Here is a 23,216-nt window from a genome sequence, read left to right as displayed (position 1 = left end):
GCGTCTACGCCTTTCAGTAGTGCGCTCACGGGGCCTTCCTTCCTTTGGTCAACCTGCTGGCCTTGGGTGTATTTTTATCCTCATGCGTCAGAAACCCAATGGGTCGCTTGCCCGGCTCCGTGCTCAGATTTTGGAGGTGGTCGCAATTTGCGACCACCTCGGCTTTCTCATCAACCGTGAGTTGAAATAGGAAGTCACTGGGGAAACGGTCCCGGTTGCGCTTTACCTGCTCATTGAGCCGCTTGGTCTGCACCCCATACAGCGCAGCCAAGTCCACATCAAGCATGACCCGCAGGCCGCGCATCACCTGGATACGGCTCTCAATGCGTGGCGCCAGCACCGTGTTGCTCGTAATCATGCTTGTAGCCTTTTCATGTTCCTAGCCTTGCCCCAAACCCGCTGTCGCCACTGACTGTAACTTGCAACCTCTGCGTAGCCCTCGTAGCCGCCACATAAAACACCCGCGCCGCTTCCTTCTCGTCTTCCCCCGCCGCAGGCATATGCCCCACGCCGGGTAGCGCCACCACGGGGAACTCCAAGCCCTTGCTGACCTTCATGGTCATCACCTTGATCTTGTTGCTGGTGGGGTCAAAGTCCCCTGAGCCCAGCCGGTTCTCTACCGGCAGCTTGCGTAGCGCCAAGGTGCGGGCGCACAGGTCGCGCGTCTTGGTGTCTGCGCACAGCACGGCCATGTCGCCCCACGCAAAGCCCTCTTGGTGGGCTTGGGCCAGGTGGTCGGCAATGGCTTCTGCTTCTGCCTGCAGGGTGGGCAGTTTGATGATGAGGGGCTCTTGCCCCTCGCGCCCGCAGCTCACGGGCTTCAGCAATGGGATGCCGTCGTCGTCTTTGTCATCCGCAGTCAATAGGTCGGCGGCGACGAGGCTGGCGGTGTGCAGTATCTGGCGGGTGTTGCGGTAGTTGATCTTCAGGATGGTGGTGCGCCCCTGCGCCTGTATGCCCACGCTTTTGAAGCTGAACTGTTTAGACCGCGCACGTTCGTAAATGCTTTGCGCGTCGTCGTACAGCACCAGCAGGCTGTTGGTGGTGGGGTCCACCATCTGCGTCACCAGCTTGAGCCATTCGGGTGCGAAGTCGTGGCCTTCGTCGATCATCACCGCTTGGTATTGGCCGCTGGGGATTTGCTTGCGGTCCACGCCCGCTATGACTCGTTGCACCAGTTCTTCGGCATACCGCTCGCTGCTAGATTGACCCGGCAGCGTTTGCCCATAGGCCACCAGCTGCTCGCGGCACCATTTATGAAAATGCCGCACATGCACCCGGCTGCCCAAGCCCTTGGCCTGCATGACGCTGTGCAGCTTCACGCCCAGCGGTTCGTTAAAGCAGAGGATGAGGATGGGTTTGCTGGCTTGCGTGCTGGCCTTGGCCAGGTACTCCGCGCGGTATCCCAAGATCATGGTTTTGCCCGAGCCTGCCACGCCGTGAATGACGCGGTGCCCGTCGCCCAGGCTGCGGGCCAGTTGTTCTTGCTGCAGGTCCATCACACGCATGATGTCGGGCAGGGTGGCGCCTTCATCGTTGTAGTGGTCGTGGTCGTCAAACAGCGCGCCCTGTTGCACGCGCACTTCGGGGAACATGATCCAGCGCACGCGGTCGATCTGGGGCAGGCTCAAGGCGCCGCGCATGCCAAAGGGGAACATGTCCCACAGCCGGCTTTGCAGGTCTTCGGCCTCCACGGCCTCCGTCATTTCGTCTTGGCAGATGACGCGGTGGGGCTCTATGGCGTGCTGCAGCTCGGCGGCTTCAAACTGTTTGCGGGTGATGAAGGGGAACACCACGCCGTAGCTCCAGGGGCACACCAGCTTGCCCGCGTGCGGGCCGTCGGGCTGCACCAGCTGCGCGTCGCGCTGCAGGGCGTTGGTCACGGCGTGGGCGTATTGGCGGGCTTGCTCCAGCGGGTTGATCACCGTCTTGGGCCCGCTGTCGCCCATGATCTCCCAGTCTTGCTTGTTGGCCCGCAAGATGGTGCTGCCCACCTTCCAGTCTTTCACCTCCAGCACCAGGATGCCGCGGCGCGGGTGCAGCACACAAAAGTCGGGGTGCGTGTTGCGCGGGCCCATGGGCACGTCATACCAAAGCCGGTAGTCGTCGTCCAGCTTTTGCTCCAGCCGCTCGGCCAGTCGGCGTTCGCCGGTCGTCATGCGTGAGACGCACGCGCCTAATGAAGGAATCAGCGTTGCCATTCCGGGGTCACCCTCCCTGAGTGAGTTGTATCGTTATGTAAGCATGATGCCAACAAAGCTCCGTTTGGGCTAGTAGCGGCTGCAGGGGGTGTGGGGATTTTGCAATAAAAACAGGCTGTAGGGGCCGTGCATGTTGCGCGAGCAGCTATCAAATTAATAGTGCTTGACAGCCGCCCGGCATGGGCAATACTGGGGGCCTTGTGATCAGACGTTGGTGCCAGCCATGAAACGCGGTGTTCCCCTTGTGTTTGCTGCGGCTATGTTGTGGGCTGGGGCGCCAGTGTGGGCGCAGACCTTGCGCGTGGCGTATTCCGACATTGAGGTGGCGCCCTACCAGATGGGCCACGGACCCGGCGTGGCCAACCCGCCCGGTGCCATCGTGGAGCTGGTGCGCATGGCGGCCCAAGAGATGGGGCTGGAGGTGGTGTTTGAGCGCGCGCCGCAGCTGCGCGGTTTCAGGCGCCTGCAGAGCGGCGAGATTGACGCGGCCTTTGCCTACTCGTATTCGCCAGACCGCTTGCCCTACGGCCGCTACCCGATGCGGGACGGCAAGCCCGACGAATCGGCACGGGTGTTCAGCCAGTCCTATATGTTTTACCGGCTCAAGGGCTCACCGTTTGGCTGGGATGGGCGCACGGTATCGGGTCTGGGGGAGGGCAGCATTGGGTTCAACTCTACGTTTTCCATTGGCGCCGAACTCAGCCGCTGGGGCCTGAAGACCGAAGACGCCAAGACCACGGAGCAAAATTTTCAGAAGCTCTCGATGGGCCGCATCATGGCCTACGCGATGCAAGAGCAAGTGGGCGACAGCTACTTGGCGGCCCGCCCCATGCACGACGTGGAGAAGATCGCCATTCCGCTGGAAACCAAGGCCTATTACCTGATGTTGAGCCACCAGTTTGTGGCCCAAGACCCCGAGCGCGCCGAGCGCCTGTGGGCCAGGCTGGGCAAGCTGCGGCACGACAAGATGCCAGAGCTGATGCGCAAGTACGCACCGCCCCAGCATTAGCCAGCGGTGCGGGCCCGCGGCCAGGCCGCCACACAGGGCTTTTCTGAAAGGGCGTAAGCTCTTGGCCCGGCGGTTAAAAACATCAAACAGGGGAGTAATGGCAGTGAACTGGGTGCTTTGGCTTGCAAACCGGCTCGCGCGCGTGGCGCTGGTGCTGGTGTGGCCAATGGCCTGCGCGGCACTGGCAATGCCAGTGGTACCGCCGGGCACCAGTGCGCAAGACGCCACCACACACCTGCAGCTGCTGGAAGACCCGAGCGCCACGCTCACCCTGGCCCAAGCGCAGCAGGCCTTTGCCCAGGGCAAGTTCACCGGGACCGCTGATAGCAAAGACGCACTGGCGCTGGGGTTTACGCGCTCTGCGTTTTGGCTGCGCCTGGAGCTGGCCAACGCCGCGCCCGAGGCTGCGCGCCAGATGCTGGATGTGGTGAATGCGCGCATTTCGTATGTGACGCTGTACGCCCCCGGCCCCGATGGGCGCTATGTAGAGACCGCCACCGGCGGCGACATGCCGTTTGCCACCCGCGCGCACGAGAACCGCAACTTTGTGTTTCCGCTGCAAGTGCCGGCCCAGAGCTCGCTCACCTTGTATCTGCGGGTGCAGTCCACCATTGGCCTGATCGTGCCGGTGCGCGTGTGGGCCGAGCCCGACTTTGCGCACCACGAGCGGCAAGACTACATGGTGCAGGCCTTGTACTTTGGGGTGGCGCTGGCCATGGCCTTGTTCAACCTGATGTTGTTTGTGGCGCTGCGCGACCGGGCCTATGCCTTGTATGTGTGTTTTGTGGTGTTCTCGGTGCTGGCGCTGGGGCAAAAGACGGGCATGGCCTCCGAGTTTTTGTGGCCACAGCACCTGACCTGGACCAACCCCAACTACTACATGGCCACCTCGTGGGGGCTGGTGTGTTTTATGGCGTTTATGCGCAGCATGCTGGGCACAGCGCAGCACCTGCCGCGCATCGATGTGGGCTTGCGCGCGGGCATGGTGTTGCACACGCTCATGCCGCTTTTGTATTGGACGGCGGTGCAGTCGGTGGCGCGCTTCACCATTTGGTTGTTTGTGGTGTCGTGTGTGCTGCTGCTGGGCGTGGTGGGCTGGTGCATGGTTCGGCGCATGCGTGCGGCGTACTTTTTTGGCGGCGCGTTTGCGATGCTGATGGCGGGCTCGCTGATGACGCTGCTGCGCGCGCTGGGCATCTTGCCCACCAATGTGCTCACGGTGGACGGCTTGCAGGCGGGCTCCACCCTGGAGATGCTGCTGCTGGCCTTTGCGCTGGCCGACCGCTTTAACCAAATGCGCCGCGAGAAGCTCAAGGCCCAAAGCGACCTGGTGCTGGCCAAACAAAAGCTGGTGGAGACGCTGCAGGCCTCGGAGCGCGAGCTGGCCCAGCGGGTGGACGACCGCACGCGCGAACTGCAAACGCTGAACGAAAAGTTGGAGGCGCTCAGCATGGTGGACGGCCTGACCGGCATTGCCAACCGCCGCCAGTTTGACCAGGAGCTGCGCAAGGCCTGGGCGCGCCTGGAGCGCCTGGGCCAGCCGCTGGCGCTGGTGATGCTGGATGTGGACCTGTTCAAGCGCTACAACGACCACTACGGCCACCAAGCGGGCGACGAGTGCTTGCGCAAAGTGGCGCAGGCCATGGCCAGCGTGGGCCGCACCACCGATGTGCTGGCCCGCTACGGCGGCGAGGAGTTTGTGATGGTGGCTCCGGCCTCCGACGGGCCCAGCGCCCTGCTGTTGGCGCAGCGCGCTTGCCACGCCGTGCAAGCGCTGGGTGCTGCGCATGCCCAGTCGCCTTTTGGCGTGGTGACGGTGAGCTGCGGCGTCGCCAGCGTGGTGCCCGGCGTTGGCGTCACGCCCCAAGACCTGCTGCGCCAGGCCGACGCCGCCTTGTACCAGGCCAAAGCCCGGGGGCGCAACCAGGCGGTGCTGGCGGGTTATTAAGCCAAATTGGCACCTAAGGCCCATGGATATTGCGCAAGCAGCTACCAAAAACATAGCAATGGCGGCAGCTGCAACTCCGCAAGAAATGTCAGGCCCGCTTTCGTAGACTGCAGCCTGTCTTCATCCCCACAGGCCATCGCACCATGTCCACGCTCCAAGCCCCGTCCGAGTTTCCCCACCACCTTGCAGCCCAGCCCGAGGCCATTACCGTGGTCGGCATCGAGCTGCGCACCACCAACCAAGAGGCCATGCAGACCATCCCACCGCACTGGCAGCGTTTTGGGCAAGAGGGTGTGCTGGACCGCATCAGCGGCCGGCTTGATGGCGATGTGTTGGCCGTTTACACCCACTTTGCCAACGCCGGGCGCGACAACACGGGCCTGTATTCGCTGGTGATTGGCGCGCAGGTGGCGCCCGATGCGCCGGTGCCTGCGGGCATGGTGCGGGTGGTGGTGCCGGCTTCGCGCCGCGCCATTTTTCCGGTGGTGCCCGCCAGCTTTGACCAAGTGGGCCCAGCCTGGGGCGCCGTGTGGGCGCAGACCACGCTGCCCAAGACCTTTGTGGCCGAATACGAGCGCTACGCCGCCCATGGCGACATCAGCATCTCCATCGGGCTGGAGCGACACTAGGGCATGAACAAAGCCCATAGCTGGACGGACTACGCGGAGCGCCTGAGCCGGGTGCAGGCCTACATTCACGACCACCTGGACCAGCCGCTGGATCTGGCCCGCCTGGCCGAGGTGGCGCACCTTTCGCCCTACCACTGGCACCGTGTCTACAACGCGCTGTATGGCGAGACCATTGCCGCCACCGTGCGCCGCCTGCGGCTGCACCGCGCTACGGGTTATCTGGCCAACACGGCGTTGCCCATTGAACAGGTGGCGCGCAAGTGCGGCTACCCCAATGTGCAGTCGTTTACGCGCGCCTTCAGCGGCTTGTATGGCACTAGCCCATCGCGCTACCGGGCCGAGGGCGGCCACTCCGTGTTCCGCCAGGGGCTGGCGCAGGCCCAGGCTGCGGGTCACACGGTGCAGGTGCGCCACGTGCCTGCGGTGCAGCTTGCGGGTGTGGCGCATGTGGGCTCGTACATGCGCATGGGCAAGGCCTTTGGGCAGACGCATGCGTCCATGGCGGCGCAGGGCCTGATGCGGCCCGACACGCGCTGGATGGCCGTGTACTACGACGACCCCTACGCCGTGCCCGAAGCGCAGCTGCACAGCCGCGCAGGCCTGAGCCTGCCGCCAGACCACACCAGCGCCTTGGCCACGCCGCTGCAGCCTTTCACCCTGGGCGGCGGCCTGTGCGCCGTGCTGCGCTACCGGGGGCCTTACGCCAGCATCCGCGCGGCCTACCAGTGGCTCTATGGCCAGTGGCTGGTCCAGTCCGGCCACGAGGCCGCCAACCTGCCTGTGTTTGAGGACTATCTGAACCACCCCGGCAACACGGCACCGGCGGATTTGCTGACCGACATCTACCTGCCGCTGGCAGGCTAGGACCGCGTGCTGCTTACAGCCCCAGCTGCCCCTTCACCACCGCCAGCACCGTGCCACCGGCAGCCTTGGCGGCGTCTTTGGCAAAGTCCATGGCAATGCCCTTGAACAGCTTCTTGCGCTCGGCCGCGTCCTTCACATCCTTGGCCTTGTTGTAGCCCGCGCGAAAAGCCGCCAGCTCCTTCTTGGCAAACAAAGACTCCAGCACCTGAAACAAGCCGTCTGCCGAGACGCGGATGATCTCGGTGCTGAAGGGGTGGTCGAAGATGTGCTGGTGGATTTTGAGCTGGCCTTGCAGCCAGTTTTTGGCCAGGGTGTCTTCGATGATCAGGCAGATCTTGTCGCCCTGCGGCTCCAGCGAGGCGTTGGCCAGTGCCGCCAGCAGGCGCCCGGCGGCCTGGTCTTCCACCCGGCCACCAAACTTGAGCGCGGCTTCGTAGCGCAGCTTTTTTACCTTGACTACCGGGGTCTTGAGCCGCTCGCTCACGGTCTGGTTGTTCAGCCGCGCCATGGGCCCGGAGCCGCCAAAGCCATGCTGGTCCAGCAGGTGCATCACCAGCGCATCAATGTCCGCCTTGGGCATGGCCCCCAGGCCGAACTTCAGGTAGTTGTCGAGGAATTCGGTTTCGAAAGAGGCCATGGTGGGTTTCAGCGGGTTTGCCGTTGGTACAGGATTTGGGTGCGCAGGTTCTCGGCGGCGAGCAGCGCTTGTTTGTGCTGTTCAGCGGCCATCTGTGCCGAACAAATGCTTACCGGTGTTTTGTCTTGTACCGAGCGCTCAACCTGAACCCCAGTTTTGGTGCGCTGGAATTTGGCGGTGTAGTCAAACAAGGCAGACCGCACCTTGCTGGCGGGTGGCAGCGACACAAATTTGATGCCGGGGGCGAGTGTGATGTCATAGGTCTCGTAGCTGGAAAACCCGTGGCAGGAGTGGCGGCGGTTCGGTTCAATGCGGCCTTTGACATTGGCAAACCCCATGACCGGCAAGGGCGTGGAAATGACCGGGGACAACACCATGGCACCCGACGCACCGCCCTCCAGGTAATTGGACACCTCGTAGCTCAGGCGGAAGCTGTATTGGTCCGACAAACCATCGGTATTGCCCTTGTACAGAGTGCCTTTGCCTTTGAACCCATAGGCGCTCAGAGCGCGTTTTACAAAGTCTCGCTCGGCATCCTTGTCCAGGTCGCGCATGTAGGCGCGGGCGTCTGCTGCGGACAAGCCGAGCAGCGCCACTTGCAGTTCACCTGTGGCACTGCCGTCTTTCTCAATGCGCTGCTTGATGCTCACGCGTTGTTCGGATTTTTCGTACTGCTGGTCTGGTGTTTTGGCAATCGCGTTGGCCCGGCCCACATGAAGGACAGGCTTGGCATAGCTGCCCCAGGGCAAATAGCCAAAGGGCACTTCTTTGGCCGTGGCGTCCACGTAAAGGTTGAGGTCGGGCAAAAAGTTCATCACGTGGTTGACCAGGGACACCACGGGAATCTTGGTCAGGTCATACAGGCCGCCAGAGTTGATCAACACTTGCTCGCTTCGAATATCGGCAGCGGCCAGCAGGGCCTGCAGCAAGGTTGCATGGTCTTTGCAGTCGCCCATCTTGTTGTCCAGCACCACATCCAGATCGCGCGGCACCACCGCACCCACGCCAATGCAATTGCCACCATAGGTGATGTTGCGAGAGACCCATTCGTACAGCAGGCGGGCCCGCTCGGCGGGTTTTTTCTCCTCGCCCACGATGGACGACATCAGCTCGCGAATGCGCGGAGTCGGCAGCGCTTTGGGCAGGGCGCGGTCGCCATAGGCTTTGGCAATCGCTTCGTAGCTGTCAAAGGTGGACACCACGACGGACGGGCTTTCGTCGATGCGCCAAATGCCGTCGTCGCTTTCATCCCAGCGTAGTGGTACTGCATTGGTGTAGCGCCACTGCCAGGTGCGCATGTCGCCGTCTTCCACCACAGGCAATTGCTGCACCTGGTGGGATTCGATGCCGAGCTTCAGCCCTTTGGGTGCGCGCAAGGTGATTTGTGCGTCTTGGTACTCGCTGTAGGCCGAAAACCCTTGCGTCATGGAGAAGTGGCCGGGGAAGATGGGTTCCTTGTCAGCGATGGAATACCGAATGCCCACTGAGTCGCCAACTGCCAGATCGGGGAACACCACCGAGAGACTGGTGCGGTCCGAGAACATGGGCGATGCCCCGCTGCGCCCTTGGTTGGTGGTTTTTTGAAAGTTGGTGGTGGGCACTTCGATCTTGCGGCCGTCCTTCTTCAGGGTGTAGGCCTCCAGAATCTCTCCGGTTTGAATGCTGGTGCTGAAGGAAAACGAATAGGACTTCATGCCCTCCAGAGCCCGCGATTGCAGGATTTCGTTCAGCGACTCAAAAGTTTGGGTGGAGCGACCATCCGCAGCCAGGTCGTACTGAAGGTGCCACTTCTTGGACACAACCGGTGCTTTGTCGTTGGCCGCGTCTTGGGCCCATACGCCTTGATAAGCCGAAATGCCCAATGCCGCGGCCAGCGCCGCGTATCGCATGAATCTCATATTTATTGCTCCCTTTGGTAAGTCAGACAACCCCGCGCGAAGGCCGTCCGTGGCCATCATATCCAAGGTATTTAACGGGCCTGATGCACTGCATTGGCTAACTGCTTCACCAGGCCGGGCATCTGCTCCACCGGCACCTGCGCATAGCCCAGCAAGAAGCCACGCCACGGCTGCACGCGCTGGCCCACGGCTTGTGCACTGAGCGCCGGGGCCACCACGCCCTGGGCCAGCAGGGCGCGGCTCATGGCGGCATCGTCCGCACGCGGGTTGCGCAGGCGCAGCGCCAGGTGCATGCCAGCGGAGCCGCCGTACACATCGGCCACATCGCCCAGCTGTGCTTCTAGCGCCGCCACCAACGCATCGCGGCGCTGGCGGTAGAGGCGGCGCATGCGCCGCAGATGCAGGCTGAAATGCCCGCTGTGCATGAACTCGGCCAGCGCCAGCTGGTCGGCCGCGCGCCCGCGCGGTGCGGTGCGCGCCAGCATGGCGCTCAGTGGCGCTACCAGCGCTGCGGGCACCACCACAAAGCCAATGCGCAGCGCAGGAAACATGGTCTTGCTGAAGGTGCCCAGGTAGAGCACAGGGGCGTCTGGCGCCAGCCCTTGCATGCAGGACAGTGGTGGCCCGTCGTGGCGGAACTCGCTGTCGTAGTCGTCTTCAATGATGAGGGCGGACGCTGCACGCGTGTTGGCAATGAGGGCCAGGCGCCGCTCCAGGCTCAGCACGCTGCCCGTGGGGTACTGGTGCGAGGGGGTGACGTAGATGAGCTTCGGTGGGTGGCGTTGCCAGTCGGCCGCAGTGGGGGCGATGCCCTCCTGGTCCACCACCATGCCCATGGGCTGGAGCTGTGCGGCCTTGAACGCGGCCAGCGCGCCCTGGTAGCCGGGGCTCTCAACCCACACCTTGTCGCCTGCGTCGGCAAAGGCGCGGGCGCACAGGTCCAGGCTGCTCTGGGTGCCGTCGGTGATGATGACCTGGCTGGCGTCCAGCAGCGCGCCGCGCGCCACGCGCAGGTGGTTGGCTATGGCCTCGCGCAGCGCGGGCTCGCCGGTGGGCTCGGCGTAGTTGAGCTGGGCGGTGCGCAGGTCGCGCCAGGCGCGGTCCAGCAGGCGGCGCCATAGCGTGACGGGAAACTCCTTGAGCGCGGGCACCCCGGGCGCAAACGCGGCCGGGGTCTCGGGTGTGTCGCGCGTGGGCACGGCTAGCGCGCGCTTGGACAAACCCACGCGCAACGGCGCTGCCTGGCGCGCGGCTTGGGGTGCGGCGGCCTGCGCCACTACGGTGCCACGCCGGTCCGGCAGCACAAAGCCTTCGGTGGCGAGCTGGTCGTAGGCGTAGAGCACGGTGTTGCGCGACACGCCCAGGTCGTGGGCCAGCGTGCGCGTAGCGGGCAGGCGCACGCCGCTGCCCAGCAGGCCGCTGCGAATGGCGCTGCGCAGGCATTCGTGCAGCTGGCGCTGGCGCGACCAGCGGGCGTGCGCCGGAGTGGCGGTGTAGCGGGAGAAGAGCAGTTGGTAGTCCACAGGGTGACCCAGAAAATCGTGGCTCTAGAAAATAGAGCAAGAGTGGATCTTAATTTGGAACCATATGCGTTCTACAGTGTGGCCCTTACTTCACTTGCCTTGCCATGACCACCACGACCAAGCCCACCGCCCCCAGTGACCGCACCCGCGTCCGCCGCATTGCCGAAAACGCGCACTACGACGCCACCACGCTGCACGCCATTCTGGACGCGGCCTATGTGTGCCACGTGGCCTTTGTGGACGACAAAGGCACGCACTGCATTCCCACCGCCTGCTGGCGCGAGGGGGAGCACCTCTACATCCACGGATCCAACGGCGGGCGCCTGATCAAACTGCTGGCCCAGGGCACGCAGGCCTGCGTGACGGTGACCCACATCGACGGCCTGGTGCTGGCGCGCTCGGCCTTCAACCATTCGATGAACTACCGCTCGGCCATGGTCTATGGCCAGTTTGAGAAGGTGGACGACAAGGCGGCGGCGCTGGACACCTTCATGCGCCACCTGGCCCCTGGCCGCGAACACGAGGCCCGCCCCGGCAACGACAAGGAGCTTGCCGCTACCACGGTGATGCGCATCAGCCTGGCTGAGGCGGCCTGCAAGGTGCGCACCGGCGGCCCTAACGACGACGAGGACGACATGGTCGTGGCCGCCTGGGCCGGTGTGCTGCCGCTGGTGCAGCAGCGCGGTGTGCCCGTGGCGGACCCGCGGTGCACAGTGCCCGCACCGGCCTATGTGCAGCAGTGGGCAGCGTAGGAAGCAGGTGCTACCTCTCCAAGCCCAGCACCACCCGATAAACTGCGCGGCATGAACTGCCAGACGCTGTTGATCGATGAAGCCCCCGCTGTGCGCCTGCAAGGCCCGGCGGGCGATACCGTGACCGTGCTGCTGCGCGGCGCGCAAGTGATCTCGTGGGTCGATGCCAGTGGCACAGAGCGGCTGTACTGCAGCCCCAAGTCACCACTCAAGGGGCCGCAGGCCGTGCGCGGTGGGGTGCCGGTGATCTTTCCACAGTTCTCGGAGCGCGGTCCCTTGATGCGCCACGGTTGGGCCCGCATGCGCGACTGGACCTTGCTGCCCATGGAGGCCGCCGCACCGGAGCCCCGCATGTCTCTGCAGTTGCACAACGCCGTGGAGGCTGATCCGTTGTGGCCCCATGCCTGCGTTTGCACGCTCACTGTCAGCTTGCTGCCCGAAGGGCTGCGTTTGGCGCTGGCCGTGCAGAACACCGGTAGCACCGCGTTGACCTTCCATGCGGCCTTGCACACCTACTTTGCGGTGGGTGACGTCACGCAGACCGTGTTGGGCGGTGTGCTGCCTCACGGGGCTGCGTTGACTTTGCAGGACCCGATCGACCAGGTGTTTGAAACCGTGGCCGGCCCCTTGCAGCTGCGAAGCCCGCGCGGTGCCCTGCACTTGACGCACAAGGGCTTCCGCGACGTGGTGGTGTGGAATCCCGGCCCTGATGCGGTGCTGGGGGACTTGCCAGCCGGCGGTTGGCGCGACTTCGTGTGTGTGGAACCGGCCGCCGTGGCGCAGCCGGTCGCCTTGGCTCCTGGTACGGGCTGGGAAGGTGTCACCGTGATTTCCTACAATCGCGACCTGTCCACCCCGGACCGATAACCTAACTGAGCTCTCCATGGCCGCCAACAAGCCTTCTGCGCGCACTTCGCTGCGCCCCATTCCCAATTTCATTTTTGCCAGCCGCTGGCTGCAACTGCCGCTCTATATCGGCCTGATCGCTGCCCAGGGCGTGTATGTCTTCCACTTCTGGGTGGAGCTGGTGCACCTGCTGGAAGCCGCCTTTGGTAGCCAGACCGCGTTGCAGGCGCTGATCTCCAGCATTGGCTACAAGTCCGATGTGCAGATTACGTCCCTGAACGAGACCATCATCATGCTGGTGGTGCTGGCACTGATCGACGTGGTGATGATCTCCAACCTGCTGATCATGGTGATCGTGGGCGGCTACGAGACCTTTGTGAGCCGCATGGACCTGGATGGGCACCCTGACCAGCCCGAGTGGCTGAGCCATGTGAATGCCTCCGTGCTGAAGGTGAAGCTGGCCACCGCCATCATCGGCATCAGCTCCATCCACCTGCTCAAGACCTTCATCAACGCCGCCAACTACGACGTGAAGGTGCTGATGTGGCAGACCATCATCCACGTGGTGTTCCTGTTCAGCGCACTGGCCATTGCCTACACCGACAAGCTGCTGACCAGCACCCACCCCGACAAGCACTGAGCCTGGAACTCAACCCGGCGGCAGGTGGTCGGCATCCAGCCGGCGCGCCGGGTCCACATGGGTCATGAGGTTGAGCACGCGATGGCGTTGCAGCACCGCAGCGCGGGCCGCCACGGCGATGTTGTGGCCCGCCTCCACGGTGAGCGTGGCGTCCACTTCAATGTGGGCGTCGGCCACCACCATATCCCCCATCTTGCGCGTGCGCACATCGTGCACACCGGCCACGCCGGGCGTGGCCAGCAGGGTGGTGCGGATGGCCTGCACCTCGGCTTCGTCCAGGCCCCGGTCCATCAGGTCATGCAAGGCGTCCCAGCCAAAGCTCCAACCCATCTTGCCCACCATCAGGCCTACGATGAGCGCGGCAATCGGGTCCAGCAGTGGGTAACCCAGCAGATTGCCCGCCAGGCCCAGGCCCACCACCAATGACGATGCCGCATCCGAGCGCGCATGCCAGGCATTGGCCACCAACATGCTGGACTTGACGGCTTTGGCCACACGCAGCATGTAACGAAACAGCAGCTCTTTGGACACCAGTGCGGCACCGGCGACCCACAGGGCGACGGGGTGCACCACGGCGATGGTGCTGGTGTCTTCGAGCTTGCTGACCGCCGACCAGACCATGCCCACGCCCACGGCCAGCAGCAGCAGGCCCAGCACCAGCGAAGCTGCGGTCTCAAACCGTTGATGACCGTAGGGGTGGTCGTCGTCGGCGTCTTTCTGGCTGTGGTGGTTGGCCAGCAGCACCACGCCGTCGGCCACCAGATCGGACAGCGAGTGGATGCCATCAGCGATCAGCGCCTGGGACTTGGCCAGCACACCCACCACAATTTGCAAGGTGCTGAGCACCAGGTTGACCGCCACGCTGACCCAGGTGCTGCGGGTGGCGGCTGCCGTGCGCTGGGCCGCGCTGTGGAGGCTGTGTTCGGGGTCGTCAGTTTCGGCGAAGTTCATGGGGCTGTGCCTGTAAAGATCGCCGAGTCTGCAGTCCCCGCCTTAAGGCTTGCTTAGCTCAGGTGCTTGCCGGCGATACCGGCCAACTCGAACATGGTGACCTGGGGCTTGCCAAACACTTCCAGCAGCTTGGCATCGGCGTTGATGCTGCGCTTGTCCTTGGCGTCTTGCAGGCCGTTGGCCTTGATGTAGTCCCACAGCTTTTTCATCACTTGCGGGCGGGCAATCGGCTCCGCGCCAATCACAGCGGCCAGTGCGGCGCTGGGCTGTTTGCCGCTGGCTGCCGTGGTTTTGCGCGGGGCTTTGGGTTTGGCCTCCTTGGCCGCTGCAGCCTTCTTCGCTGGTGCCTTTTTGGCCGTAGCCCCCGTGGATGCTGCGCGGACAGCTCCTGTTTTGGTAGCGCCTGTGGTTTTGGCGGCAGCCTTGTACGCGGTTTTGCGTGGCGGGAACTTGCTGGGGGCGAACTCGAAGTTCACCTTGCCGGCCTCGGCGTCCCAGGCCAGCATGGCTTTGAAGGCACGGCGCGTGCGCATGGAGACAAACTTGTCCAGCAGGTCGGTCTTGCCGGTGGCCAGCAGCTTTTGCATCTGCTCGCGCTCGATGGGTTGCTGCAAGATGATCTGGCCGCTCTTGAAGTCGCAGCTGGGCGTGGGCTGGGCATCGGTGGGTACCGATTTTTCGCACACATAGTTCTTGCCATGCTCGAAGACGTTGCCGCCGCACTTGGGGCATGCGCCCAGCGCAGTTTGGGCGCTGAAGTCGATGATCTCGCCATCGTCCTCGCCCGCCTTGTCGTCGCCAAAGTCAAACTCCAGCTTGTAGTTCTTGGTTTCCTCGTCGAACTTGATCACCATCTCGGCCGTGAACGGCCAACCGGCCTTGGAGCGGAAGCCGTCCAGCGGGCCAATCTTTTTGTCGCGCAGGAATTGCTCCACTTCCGCGGTTTCAAACGTGCGTCCGGCGGGCGATTTGCCAAACGAGAAGCCGCAGCCGTCCTCGGTGCCACTCTGGCCCGTGCAGGTGAAGCGGCGGTAGTTTTCCTTGACGATGCCGCCGCAGTTGGGGCAGCGCGCTTGCAGCGTGGCGTAGTCGCCGGGGATGGTGTCGCGGTCGTATTCCTTGGCCTTCTTGACCATGCGCTCGGTCATGGCGGCAATTTCGGCCATGAAGTTCTCGCGGCTGAGCTTGCCCTGTTCCATCTGGGCCAGCTTGTATTCCCATTCACCGGTGAGCTCTGCCTTGGTCAACTCTTGCACGTCCAAGCCCCGCAAGAGCGTCATGAGCTGGAAGGACTTGGCGGTGGGAATCAGCTCGCGGCCTTCGCGCAGCATGTATTTCTCGGCGATCAAGCCTTCGATGATGCTGGAGCGGGTGGCTGGGGTGCCCAGCCCTTTCTCGCCCATGGCCTCGCGCAACTCGTCGTCATCGACGGTCTTTCCGGCGTTTTCCATGGCGCCGAGCAAGGTCGCTTCGGAGTAACGTGCGGGCGGCTTGGTCTTGAGGCCCTTGGGGTCTACCGGGTCACCCTTGACCTTTTCGCCGGGCGCCACGGGCACCAGGTTCTGGCCTTTGTCGCCTTCCTTGGCGTCCTCCACTTCCGCAGCAGCCTCTTTGCCATAAATGGCCAGCCAGCCCGGTTTGACCAGCACCTTGCCTTCGGTCTTGAAGGCATGCTGGGCAGCCGTCGTGATGCGGGTGGTGACTTGGTATTCCGCGCTGGGGAAGAACACCGCCATAAAGCGGCGCACCACCAGGTCATACAGCTTTTGCTCGGCCTCGCTCAAGCCGCTGGGGGCTTGCAGGGTGGGGATGATGGCAAAGTGATCCGACACCTTGGCGTTGTCAAACACGCGTTTGGTGGGCTTGATGTAGTTGTTGTTCAGCGCGGTGAGCGCGTGCGGCGCCAGGTGGCGCATGCCACTGTCGGCCAGCATCTCGAAGGTCTGCTTGACCACGGGCACATAGTCTTCGGGCAGGGCGCGCGAATCGGTACGCGGGTAGGTCAGGGCCTTGTGACGTTCGTACAGGCTCTGGGCAATCTGCAAGGTGGTCTTGGCAGAAAAACCGAACTTGCCGTTGGCTTCGCGCTGCAGGCTGGTCAGGTCAAACAACAGGGGAGAAGCCTGGGTCGTGGGCTTGCTCTCTTCGGTCACGGTGGCGGGCTGGCCGCGCACGGCGTTGGCAATGGCCTGCGCCTCGGCCAGGCTCCAGACGCGGTCGGCCTTTTTCTCGGCGTCGTCCGCATCCTTCTTGTGTGCCGGGTTGAACCACTTGGCGGGATACTCGCCGGCCTCGGCATGGAATGCCGCATGAATTTCCCAGTAGTCGCGGCTCACGAACTTGCGGATCAGTTCTTCACGCTCCACCACCACCGACAGTGTGGGCGTCTGCACCCGGCCTACCGTGGTCAGGAAGAAGCCACCGTCGCGGCTGTTAAACGCCGTCATGGCACGGGTGCCGTTGATGCCGACCAGCCAGTCAGCCTCGGAGCGGCAGCGCGCGGCGTCGGCCAGCGGCTGCATTTGTGCATTGGTGCGCAGGTGCTCAAAGCCGTCGCGGATGGCCTGCGGCGTCATGGACTGCAGCCATAGGCGGCTCACCGGCTTGCCCAGTGGTTTGGCGCCACCGGCGTACTGCTCGATCAGGCGGAAGATGAGTTCACCCTCGCGGCCCGCGTCACAGGCGTTCACCAGCTTGTCCACGTCTTTGCGCTTGGCGAGTTTGACCACGGCGTTCAGGCGCGTCTTGGTCTTGTCCACGGGCTTGAGGTCAAAGTGCGGCGGAATGACAGGCAGGTGGGCGAAGCTCCACTTGCCGCGCTTCACGTCGTACTGTTCGGGCGCCTGGATCTCTACCAGGTGGCCGACCGCGCTGGAGACGACGTAGCTGTCGCTCTCGAAGTATTCGTCATGCTTCTCGAACTTGCCTGCTGTGGGCGTGAGTGCCCGCACGATGTCTTGGGCGACCGACGGCTTTTCCGCAATAACTAATGTTTTCATCTGACTACAATCCAGTTCTCGCGTGCGCGCAGGCGCGCACTTGCACACGCAGGCACGCACACATGCGCGCCCATACGATTCACCATACCAAATTTTCGACCCGTGGCAAAAAACCCAGTGATTTCCTCCACCCCTGCCAACAGCCGGCGTATCCAGGCCCGCCGCTCCGGGGTGCATGGCAAGGGGGTGTTCGCGGTGCAGGACATTGCCGAGGGTGAAACCATCATCGAGTACGTGGGCGAGGTCATCAGCTGGCAGGAGGCGCAAGACCGCCACCCCCACGACCCCAAAGACCCCAACCACACCTTCTACTTCTCCCTGGAAAACGGCGACGTGATCGACGCGCTGTATGGCGGCAACTCCTCGCGCTGGATCAACCATTCCTGCGATGGCAACTGCGAAGCCGACGAGGTGGAGGGCCGCGTCTTCATCAAGGCGCTGCGCAACATCAAGGCCGGTGAAGAGCTGAACTACGACTACGGCCTCATCATCGATGAGCGCTACACCAAGAAGCTCAAGGCCGAGTACCCCTGCTGGTGCGGCAGCAAGAACTGCCGCGGCACCCTGCTCTCCCCAAAGAAATGACTCCCCCCCGTGGCGGCTCCTGCCGCCTCCCCCTCAAGGGGGCAACGCCTATGGACCGGCAGAGCCGGATCCATCGCGTTTCTGGGTTCAGGCACTGCGCGTCGGAGGCGTGCTCGTCATGACAATCCAATGGCAAGCCGAGGCCATTTGGGAGGCTGTGAGCCCGCAGTGGCCCAGCTTCTCCGTAGAGATCCTGCCGGAGATTGATTCCACCAACAGCGAACTCATGCGCCGTGCCCGCGCCGGCCAGCACGACCCGGTGCTGCTGGTGGCCGAGCGCCAGACGGCCGGCCGCGGGCGTTTGGGGCGTGACTGGAAAAGCGACCTCCAGGGCGATGGCGGTACCTTGACCTTCTCGCTGGGCGTGCCCTTGGTGCCGGCTGATTGGTCGGGTTTGTCCCTGGCGGTGGGGCTGGCCGTGGTGGAGAGCCTGCACCCGGACCTGCGTCTGAAGTGGCCCAATGACGTTTGGCTGGGGCAGCGCAAGCTGGCCGGCATCCTGATTGAAACCGCCAGTGTGGGCGATACGCGTTATGCCGTGATCGGTATTGGCATCAACATCGCGCCGCGCGACGCCACCGACCTGCGCACCCCGCCTGCTGCGCTGCAGGAGCTGTGGCCCGAAGCCACGGCCCCGGCGGTGCTGGCACGTGTGGCCTTGCCTTTGGCGCAGGCGGTCCAGCAATTTGTGGTGCAGGGTTTTGCGCCCTTGCGCCAGGCCTTCCATGCACGCGACCTGCTCTACGGGCAAACAGTGGTGTGCAGCGATGGTGTGACCGGTACCGGCCGTGGTGTGGATGCCAGCGGCGCCTTGCTGGTGCATACTGACCAGGGATTGCTCAAAATTAACAGCGCGGAGGTCAGTGTGCGGCCTGCGCCCCCTGCCACGGTGCCCTGACTTTATGTTGCGTTTGCTTGTCCTGGTTTTACTGCTCGCCAATGGTCTGTTTTTCGCTTGGAGCCATGGCATGCTGCGGGCCTATGGTTTTGCCCCGGCGCCTGTGAGCGAGCCCCAACGCATGGCGCAGCAAATCAAGCCCGACAGCATCAAGCTGCTCAGTGCCAGTGAGATCAAGCGGGTCGAGGCCCAGGTGCAGGCTGATCTGGCGCCCAAGGAGTGTTTGCAGGCGGGGCCATTTGACGAGGTGCAGGCAGTTGCCTTGCGCAAGGCGCTTGAATCTGCGCTGCCCTCGGGGTCCTGGCAAATGGAGGAGGGCAAGCTGCCTGCCCGTTGGATTGTTTATATGGGCAAGTACGCTACGGCTGAGTTGTTGGCCAAAAAACGGACGGAGCTCAATGGCATGGGTATCAAGTCCGAAAGCGTGAGCAACCCTGCGCTTGAAATGGGCCTCTCCCTGGGCGGTTTCGAGACCGAGGCTGCGGCCAAGGCTGAGTTGTCGCGGCTGGGCCCCAAGGGAATCCGCACTGCCAAGGTGGTGCAGGAGCGCGAAGAGGGAACTGCCAGCGTACTCAAACTGCCAGCCTTGACTGAAATGTTGCGTGCCAAGCTGACCGACCTGAAACCCGCCTTGGCCGGTAGATCTTTCAAAAACTGTTCTTGATCGTCACTGCGGGCCGTTCAGCCCCCATCGGGTGGCTGGTGAAAGCGCAGCGTGAAACTGGCGCCAGGCATGGCTGCATTCGGTTTGGCATCTTCGACCGAAATGGTGGCGTGGTGCTGGCGGGCAATTTCCAGCACGATGGGCAGGCCCAGGCCTGAGCCATCGGCTTCATTCCCTAGTGCGCGGTAAAACGGTTGGAATACCAGCTCCCGCTCCGCCAGGGGGATGCCTGGGCCTGAATCTTCCACCTGCAGCACCAGTGCCTTGCTAAATGGATCCAGCAGTACACGCGCGGTGATCACGCCGGGCTTGTCGGCACTGCTGGGCGTGTAGTTGATGGCGTTGTCCACCAGGTTGCGCACCATCTCCTTGAGCAGGGTCGGGTTGCCGGCGATGCTGACGCCCTCGGTGCCGGGTTGCACGCCCTCGAACCCCAGGTCAATGTGCTTGTCCATGGCGCGCGGTACGCAGTCGCGCACCACTTCCATGGTCAGCCGCGCCAGATCGCAGGGCTGGTGGCTCAGCACCGCGCCGCTGCTCTCGGCGCGGGCCAGCGCCAGCAGCTGGTTCACCGTGTGCGTGGCCCGAATGCTGGAACGGCCAATCTGGCGCAAGGATTGTTTGAGGTCTTCCGCGCTGGCGCCCTGGCGCTGCGCCAGGTCGGCCTGCATGCGCAACCCGGCCAGCGGGGTCTTGAGCTGGTGGGCGGCGTCGGCCAGGAAGCGTTTTTGCGTGGCGATCGAGTCCTTCAGGCGCATCAGCAGGTCGTTCACCGAGGACACAAGGGGCACCACCTCCAGCGGCACGGCCTCCACGTCCAGCGGGCTCAGGTCGTCCGGGCTGCGCGCGCGGATGCGTTCTTCCAGGCTGTTGAGTGGCTTGATGGCCTGCACCAGCGCCAGCCAGACCAGCAGCACGGCCAGGGGCAGGATGACGAACTGCGGGAGCATCACGCCCTTGACGATCTCAGTGGCCAGCACCGAGCGCTTGTCCATGGTTTCGGCCACCTGCACCAGGGCAGGTTTGCCGTGCGGCAGGTCCAGCTTGACCCACATGTAGGCCACCTTGAGGTCCACGCCCTTGAAATCCACGTCCCGCATGCGCACCTCGCCGGGGGGCAGGCGTTCGTCTTCAGGGGGGAGGGGCAGCTCTTTTTCGCCGCTCAGGTACTCGCCTTGGCTGCCCAGCACCTGGTAGTACACGGTGTCGGCGTCGTCGGCACGCAGGAGCTCTCGGGCGGGCAGCGGCAGCACAAACTGGGCCTGGTTCCTTTGGATGGTGATGAGCTGGGCCAGTGCGCCCACGTTGTATTCGAGCGAGCGGTCAAAGGGCTTGCCCGCAATGCCCTGGGCCACCAGCCAGGTCAGCACCAGGCTCACCGGCCACAGCAGCAGCAGCGGCGTGAGCATCCAGTCCAGGATTTCCCCGAACAGGCTGCGTTGCTCGCGCTGAAAGAGCTTCATCGGGGGCGGCTGATTTTCAAGCCAAACAGGGCCTTAGCCCCCGGAAAGTGTGCGCGAGTAGCTATGAAAAGCATAGCGATAGATTCAGGGCGCAATCTTTTCCAGGCAGTAGCCCAGGCCGCGCACGGTGGCGATGCGGATGGGCCCCTTCTCGATCTTCTTGCGCAGGCGGTGGATGTAGACCTCGATGGCGTTATTGCTCACCTCTTCGCCCCATTCGCACAGGCGTTCCACCAGTTGGTCTTTGCTCACCAAGCGGCCGGCGCGCTGCAGCAGCACTTCCAGCAGGCCCAGTTCGCGCGCCGACAGTTCCACCATCTTGCCGTCAATCGTCGCTACGCGGCCGGCCTGGTCGTAGGTCAGTGGGCCGTGCTTGATGCTGGCGCTGGTGGCGCCCATGCCGCGGCGCACCAGGGCGCGCACGCGGGCTTCCAGCTCTTGCAGGCTGAAGGGCTTGGCCATGTAGTCGTCAGCGCCGTAGTCCAGGCCCTTGACGCGTTCGTCCACGCTGTCGGCCGCGGTGAGGATGAGCACGGGGAGCGAAGAGCCGCGCGCGCGCAGTTTTTTGAGCACCTCCAGGCCATGCATCTTGGGCAAGCCCAGGTCCAGGATCAGCAGGTCAAACTCGGTGTTGGTCATCAGGGCCGCATCGGCTTCGGTGCCGCTGGCCACGTGGTCGACCGCTGCACCGGCGCTGCGCAGGGCGCGCAGCAGGCCATCGGCCAGCACCTGATCGTCTTCGGCTATGAGTATTCGCATGGGTGTCTCCTCGCTCGGGCGGCGCGTTGCTGCAATGTTTTTGCCATTCTAGGCGCGCGCCCTTGCGCCCGACTTGCCCGCCAAAGGAGGCGCGTGGGGCATGCCAGTTTGCCGCAGGGCCGCCCCAAGGCAAGTTGGCCCCCTTGGGGGCAGCGACCTGCGTAGCGGCGGAGCGTGGGGGCATGCTCAGGCGCTGTACGCTTCCAGACCCAAGGCCACTACCGTGGCGACTTCGGGGCTGATGGCGTGGCGCAACTCGTCTTCGGCCTGCGCCACCGCTTCTTGGTAGGCGCCCAGCCAGGCCAGGCCCGTGGCCGTGAACTGCACGCGGCGCGCGCGCGCATCGGCCGGGTCGTCTTCCCGTGTCACCATGCCCCAGGCTTCGCACTGGCTGACCAGCGTGCCCATGGCCTGCTTGGTCATGCCGGCGCGCTGGGCCAGGTCGGTCAAGCGTGCGCCTTCCACCGCCAAATGCCGCGTGATGTGAATGTGGGCGGCCCCCACTTGTCCGCGTTCAGCCAGGTTCGACAGGCCCAGCGGCACACCGGGGTGGCGCGCCATGAGCTCCAGCACCCGTGCGTCAAAGCGCTCCAGTGCCAGGCGCAGCCAGTGGCCCAGGTGGTTGTGGCGCCACGTGTCGGTATGGACGGAGGGCAAATCAGGCATGCCTAAATATAGTAATACAAACTGACCAATAAATGTATTTACGCCGTGCAACAAGCGCGCTTAAACTACTGTTCAAGCATCCAGCCTGTTGTTAAATCCAGATGGCTGTGCCGAACCAACCCGTTGATTTTCAAGGAGATGTCTCATGGACGCAGCCGTCAAGAACCCCAACAACACCAATGGTGCCAACGCCGAAAAAGCCAAGGCCCTGCAAGTGGCCCTGGCCCAGATCGAAAAGCAATTCGGCAAGGGCACCATCATGCGCCTGGGCGAAGGCGAGGTGATCGAAGACATCCAGGTCGTCTCCACGGGCTCCTTGGGGCTGGACATTGCACTGGGCGTGGGCGGCCTGCCCCGTGGTCGCGTCGTTGAAATCTACGGTCCGGAATCGTCGGGCAAGACCACGCTGACGCTGCAGGTGATTGCCGAGATGCAAAAGCAGGGCGGCCAGTGCGCCTTTGTGGACGCCGAACACGCGCTGGACGTTCAATACGCCCAAAAGCTGGGTGTGAACCTGCAAGACCTGCTGATCAGCCAGCCCGACACCGGCGAGCAGGCGCTGGAAATTGTGGACAGCCTGGTGCGCTCCGGTGCGGTCGACCTGATCATCGTCGACTCGGTCGCCGCGCTGACCCCCAAGGCTGAGCTTGAAGGCGAGATGGGCGACAGCCTGCCCGGCCTGCAGGCCCGCCTGATGAGCCAGGCGCTGCGCAAGCTCACCGCCCACATCAAGAAGACTAACTGCATGGTCATCTTCATCAACCAGATCCGTATGAAGATTGGTGTGATGTTCGGCTCACCCGAAACCACCACGGGTGGCAACGCGCTGAAGTTCTACGCCTCGGTGCGCCTGGACATCCGCCGCACTGGCACCATCAAGAAGGGCGAGGACGCGATCGGCAACGAAACCAAGGTCAAAGTGGTCAAGAACAAGGTCTCGCCCCCGTTCAAGACGGCGGAGTTCGACATCCTGTTCGGCGAAGGCATCAGCCGCCATGGCGAAATCATCGACATGGGTGTGACCGCCGGCATCCTGGAAAAGTCGGGCGCTTGGTACGCCTACCAGGGCGAAAAGATCGGCCAAGGCCGTGACAACGCCCGTGAATTCCTGCGCGAGAACCCTGCGCTGTCGGTGGAGATCGAGAACAAGGTGCGCGAAGGCCTGGGCATCCCCTTGCTGCCGTTGGCTGAGCCCGAGGTCAAGGCCAAGGGCAAAAAGGCCGATAAGGCCGATAAATCTGAATAAATTGGCCTCTGGCCCTCGCCAATAGTGCGCAAAAAGCT

Annotated in this window: 20 protein-coding genes and 1 pseudogene; 11 read left to right on the top strand and 10 right to left on the bottom strand. The window is 63.6% G+C overall.

Annotation, left to right across the window (positions count from 1 at the left end):
- Positions 1–25: 25 nt before the first annotated feature.
- Both U5O12_RS13550 and U5O12_RS13545 read right to left on the bottom strand, forming a co-directional pair.
- Complete coding sequence (locus U5O12_RS13550) at positions 26–358, bottom strand: ORF6N domain-containing protein (RefSeq protein ID WP_322579149.1); 333 nt, start codon at positions 356–358, stop codon at positions 26–28.
- 13 nt (positions 359–371) lie between these two features.
- Positions 372–2,201, bottom strand: a complete 1,830-nt coding sequence (locus tag U5O12_RS13545; protein ID WP_322579148.1) for a DEAD/DEAH box helicase — start codon at positions 2,199–2,201, stop codon at positions 372–374.
- Positions 2,202–2,424: 223 nt separating this feature from the next.
- On the opposite strand from U5O12_RS13545, the gene U5O12_RS13540 reads away from it, so the two are divergent.
- The 4 genes from U5O12_RS13540 (at position 2,425) to U5O12_RS13525 (ending at position 6,651) form a co-directional block, all read left to right on the top strand.
- The gene (locus U5O12_RS13540) at positions 2,425–3,210 is read left to right on the top strand and encodes a transporter substrate-binding domain-containing protein (RefSeq protein WP_322579147.1); all 786 of its coding nucleotides are present in this window, start codon (positions 2,425–2,427) and stop codon (positions 3,208–3,210) included.
- 97 nt (positions 3,211–3,307) lie between these two features.
- On the top strand, positions 3,308–5,158 hold the full coding sequence (locus tag U5O12_RS13535) for a diguanylate cyclase domain-containing protein (protein WP_322579146.1): 1,851 nt from the start codon (positions 3,308–3,310) through the stop codon (positions 5,156–5,158).
- 143 nt (positions 5,159–5,301) lie between these two features.
- On the top strand, positions 5,302–5,787 hold the full coding sequence (locus U5O12_RS13530; protein WP_322579145.1) for a GyrI-like domain-containing protein: 486 nt from the start codon (positions 5,302–5,304) through the stop codon (positions 5,785–5,787).
- A 3-nt stretch (positions 5,788–5,790) separates the two neighbouring features.
- Positions 5,791–6,651, top strand: coding sequence for an AraC family transcriptional regulator (locus U5O12_RS13525; protein WP_322579144.1), 861 nt, complete (start codon positions 5,791–5,793; stop codon positions 6,649–6,651).
- A 13-nt stretch (positions 6,652–6,664) separates the two neighbouring features.
- Here U5O12_RS13525 and U5O12_RS13520 read toward each other — a convergent pair whose 3' ends face one another.
- From U5O12_RS13520 to U5O12_RS13510, 3 genes are all read right to left on the bottom strand, one after another.
- Positions 6,665–7,288, bottom strand: coding sequence for a hypothetical protein (locus U5O12_RS13520; RefSeq protein WP_322579143.1), 624 nt, complete (start codon positions 7,286–7,288; stop codon positions 6,665–6,667).
- An 8-nt stretch (positions 7,289–7,296) separates the two neighbouring features.
- Positions 7,297–9,186 (bottom strand): DUF3857 domain-containing transglutaminase family protein, encoded by a 1,890-nt coding sequence (locus U5O12_RS13515; protein ID WP_322579142.1) that lies wholly within the window; start codon positions 9,184–9,186, stop codon positions 7,297–7,299.
- Between the two features lie 71 nt (positions 9,187–9,257).
- The gene (locus U5O12_RS13510) at positions 9,258–10,709 is read right to left on the bottom strand and encodes a PLP-dependent aminotransferase family protein (protein ID WP_322579141.1); all 1,452 of its coding nucleotides are present in this window, start codon (positions 10,707–10,709) and stop codon (positions 9,258–9,260) included.
- A gap of 104 nt (positions 10,710–10,813) precedes the next feature.
- Between U5O12_RS13510 and U5O12_RS13505 the strand changes: the two genes are divergently transcribed.
- The 3 genes from U5O12_RS13505 to U5O12_RS13495 are packed head-to-tail and all read left to right on the top strand — an operon-like array spanning position 10,814 to position 12,947.
- Positions 10,814–11,461, top strand: a complete 648-nt coding sequence (locus U5O12_RS13505) for a pyridoxamine 5'-phosphate oxidase family protein (protein ID WP_322579140.1) — start codon at positions 10,814–10,816, stop codon at positions 11,459–11,461.
- Positions 11,462–11,512: 51 nt separating this feature from the next.
- Positions 11,513–12,328 (top strand): D-hexose-6-phosphate mutarotase, encoded by an 816-nt coding sequence (locus U5O12_RS13500; RefSeq protein WP_322579139.1) that lies wholly within the window; start codon positions 11,513–11,515, stop codon positions 12,326–12,328.
- A 16-nt stretch (positions 12,329–12,344) separates the two neighbouring features.
- Entirely contained in the window at positions 12,345–12,947 is a 603-nt protein-coding gene (locus U5O12_RS13495; RefSeq protein WP_322579138.1) for a TIGR00645 family protein, read from the top strand.
- Positions 12,948–12,956: 9 nt separating this feature from the next.
- Here the strand turns inward: U5O12_RS13495 and U5O12_RS13490 are convergent, their stop codons facing one another.
- Positions 12,957–13,898: a cation diffusion facilitator family transporter gene (locus U5O12_RS13490; RefSeq protein WP_322579137.1), complete on the bottom strand. Its 942-nt coding sequence runs from the start codon at positions 13,896–13,898 to the stop codon at positions 12,957–12,959.
- Between the two features lie 53 nt (positions 13,899–13,951).
- Positions 13,952–16,897 carry a DNA topoisomerase III gene (locus U5O12_RS13485; RefSeq protein WP_322579136.1) on the bottom strand — a complete coding sequence of 982 codons (2,946 nt, stop codon included), beginning with the start codon at positions 16,895–16,897 and terminating at the stop codon, positions 13,952–13,954.
- Between the two features lie 102 nt (positions 16,898–16,999).
- On the opposite strand from U5O12_RS13485, the pseudogene U5O12_RS13480 reads away from it, so the two are divergent.
- The 3 genes and pseudogenes from U5O12_RS13480 to U5O12_RS13470 form a co-directional block, all read left to right on the top strand.
- Positions 17,000–17,479: pseudogene (locus U5O12_RS13480) on the top strand (SET domain-containing protein); the annotation flags it as partial.
- Between the two features lie 121 nt (positions 17,480–17,600).
- The gene (locus tag U5O12_RS13475) at positions 17,601–18,380 is read left to right on the top strand and encodes a biotin--[acetyl-CoA-carboxylase] ligase (RefSeq protein WP_322579135.1); all 780 of its coding nucleotides are present in this window, start codon (positions 17,601–17,603) and stop codon (positions 18,378–18,380) included.
- A 70-nt stretch (positions 18,381–18,450) separates the two neighbouring features.
- Positions 18,451–19,044 carry an SPOR domain-containing protein gene (locus tag U5O12_RS13470; protein WP_322579134.1) on the top strand — a complete coding sequence of 198 codons (594 nt, stop codon included), beginning with the start codon at positions 18,451–18,453 and terminating at the stop codon, positions 19,042–19,044.
- 17 nt (positions 19,045–19,061) lie between these two features.
- Here the strand turns inward: U5O12_RS13470 and U5O12_RS13465 are convergent, their stop codons facing one another.
- From U5O12_RS13465 to U5O12_RS13455, 3 genes are all read right to left on the bottom strand, one after another.
- Positions 19,062–20,507 carry a sensor histidine kinase gene (locus U5O12_RS13465; protein WP_322579133.1) on the bottom strand — a complete coding sequence of 482 codons (1,446 nt, stop codon included), beginning with the start codon at positions 20,505–20,507 and terminating at the stop codon, positions 19,062–19,064.
- A gap of 84 nt (positions 20,508–20,591) precedes the next feature.
- Positions 20,592–21,266 carry a response regulator transcription factor gene (locus U5O12_RS13460; RefSeq protein WP_094481361.1) on the bottom strand — a complete coding sequence of 225 codons (675 nt, stop codon included), beginning with the start codon at positions 21,264–21,266 and terminating at the stop codon, positions 20,592–20,594.
- Positions 21,267–21,452: 186 nt separating this feature from the next.
- Complete coding sequence (locus tag U5O12_RS13455) at positions 21,453–21,932, bottom strand: helix-turn-helix domain-containing protein (protein WP_322579132.1); 480 nt, start codon at positions 21,930–21,932, stop codon at positions 21,453–21,455.
- 145 nt (positions 21,933–22,077) lie between these two features.
- Between U5O12_RS13455 and recA the strand changes: the two genes are divergently transcribed.
- Positions 22,078–23,178: a recombinase RecA gene (recA, locus tag U5O12_RS13450; protein ID WP_322579131.1), complete on the top strand. Its 1,101-nt coding sequence runs from the start codon at positions 22,078–22,080 to the stop codon at positions 23,176–23,178.
- Positions 23,179–23,216 lie beyond the last annotated feature (38 nt).

Origin of the sequence: Rhodoferax sp., from assembly GCF_034519335.1 — a bacterium.
Taxonomy (GTDB): domain Bacteria; phylum Pseudomonadota; class Gammaproteobacteria; order Burkholderiales; family Burkholderiaceae_C; genus Allorhodoferax.
The sequence above is the reverse complement of the archived record's forward strand: the minus strand, read 5'-3'. Positions and strand labels throughout refer to the sequence as shown.

Coding starts and splice junctions, on each gene's coding strand:
- U5O12_RS13465 (WP_322579133.1), bottom strand. CDS start 20,507: ATGAAGCTCTTTCAGCGCGAGCAACGCAGCCTGTTCGGGGAAATCCTG.
- U5O12_RS13500 (WP_322579139.1), top strand. CDS start 11,513: ATGAACTGCCAGACGCTGTTGATCGATGAAGCCCCCGCTGTGCGCCTG.
- U5O12_RS13525 (WP_322579144.1), top strand. CDS start 5,791: ATGAACAAAGCCCATAGCTGGACGGACTACGCGGAGCGCCTGAGCCGG.
- U5O12_RS13495 (WP_322579138.1), top strand. CDS start 12,345: ATGGCCGCCAACAAGCCTTCTGCGCGCACTTCGCTGCGCCCCATTCCC.
- U5O12_RS13460 (WP_094481361.1), bottom strand. CDS start 21,266: ATGCGAATACTCATAGCCGAAGACGATCAGGTGCTGGCCGATGGCCTG.
- U5O12_RS13505 (WP_322579140.1), top strand. CDS start 10,814: ATGACCACCACGACCAAGCCCACCGCCCCCAGTGACCGCACCCGCGTC.
- U5O12_RS13545 (WP_322579148.1), bottom strand. CDS start 2,201: ATGGCAACGCTGATTCCTTCATTAGGCGCGTGCGTCTCACGCATGACG.
- U5O12_RS13475 (WP_322579135.1), top strand. CDS start 17,601: ATGACAATCCAATGGCAAGCCGAGGCCATTTGGGAGGCTGTGAGCCCG.
- U5O12_RS13540 (WP_322579147.1), top strand. CDS start 2,425: ATGAAACGCGGTGTTCCCCTTGTGTTTGCTGCGGCTATGTTGTGGGCT.
- U5O12_RS13550 (WP_322579149.1), bottom strand. CDS start 358: ATGATTACGAGCAACACGGTGCTGGCGCCACGCATTGAGAGCCGTATC.
- U5O12_RS13520 (WP_322579143.1), bottom strand. CDS start 7,288: ATGGCCTCTTTCGAAACCGAATTCCTCGACAACTACCTGAAGTTCGGC.
- U5O12_RS13515 (WP_322579142.1), bottom strand. CDS start 9,186: ATGAGATTCATGCGATACGCGGCGCTGGCCGCGGCATTGGGCATTTCG.
- U5O12_RS13485 (WP_322579136.1), bottom strand. CDS start 16,897: ATGAAAACATTAGTTATTGCGGAAAAGCCGTCGGTCGCCCAAGACATC.
- U5O12_RS13535 (WP_322579146.1), top strand. CDS start 3,308: ATGGCAGTGAACTGGGTGCTTTGGCTTGCAAACCGGCTCGCGCGCGTG.
- U5O12_RS13455 (WP_322579132.1), bottom strand. CDS start 21,932: ATGCCTGATTTGCCCTCCGTCCATACCGACACGTGGCGCCACAACCAC.
- recA (WP_322579131.1), top strand. CDS start 22,078: ATGGACGCAGCCGTCAAGAACCCCAACAACACCAATGGTGCCAACGCC.
- U5O12_RS13530 (WP_322579145.1), top strand. CDS start 5,302: ATGTCCACGCTCCAAGCCCCGTCCGAGTTTCCCCACCACCTTGCAGCC.
- U5O12_RS13470 (WP_322579134.1), top strand. CDS start 18,451: ATGCTGCGGGCCTATGGTTTTGCCCCGGCGCCTGTGAGCGAGCCCCAA.
- U5O12_RS13490 (WP_322579137.1), bottom strand. CDS start 13,898: ATGAACTTCGCCGAAACTGACGACCCCGAACACAGCCTCCACAGCGCG.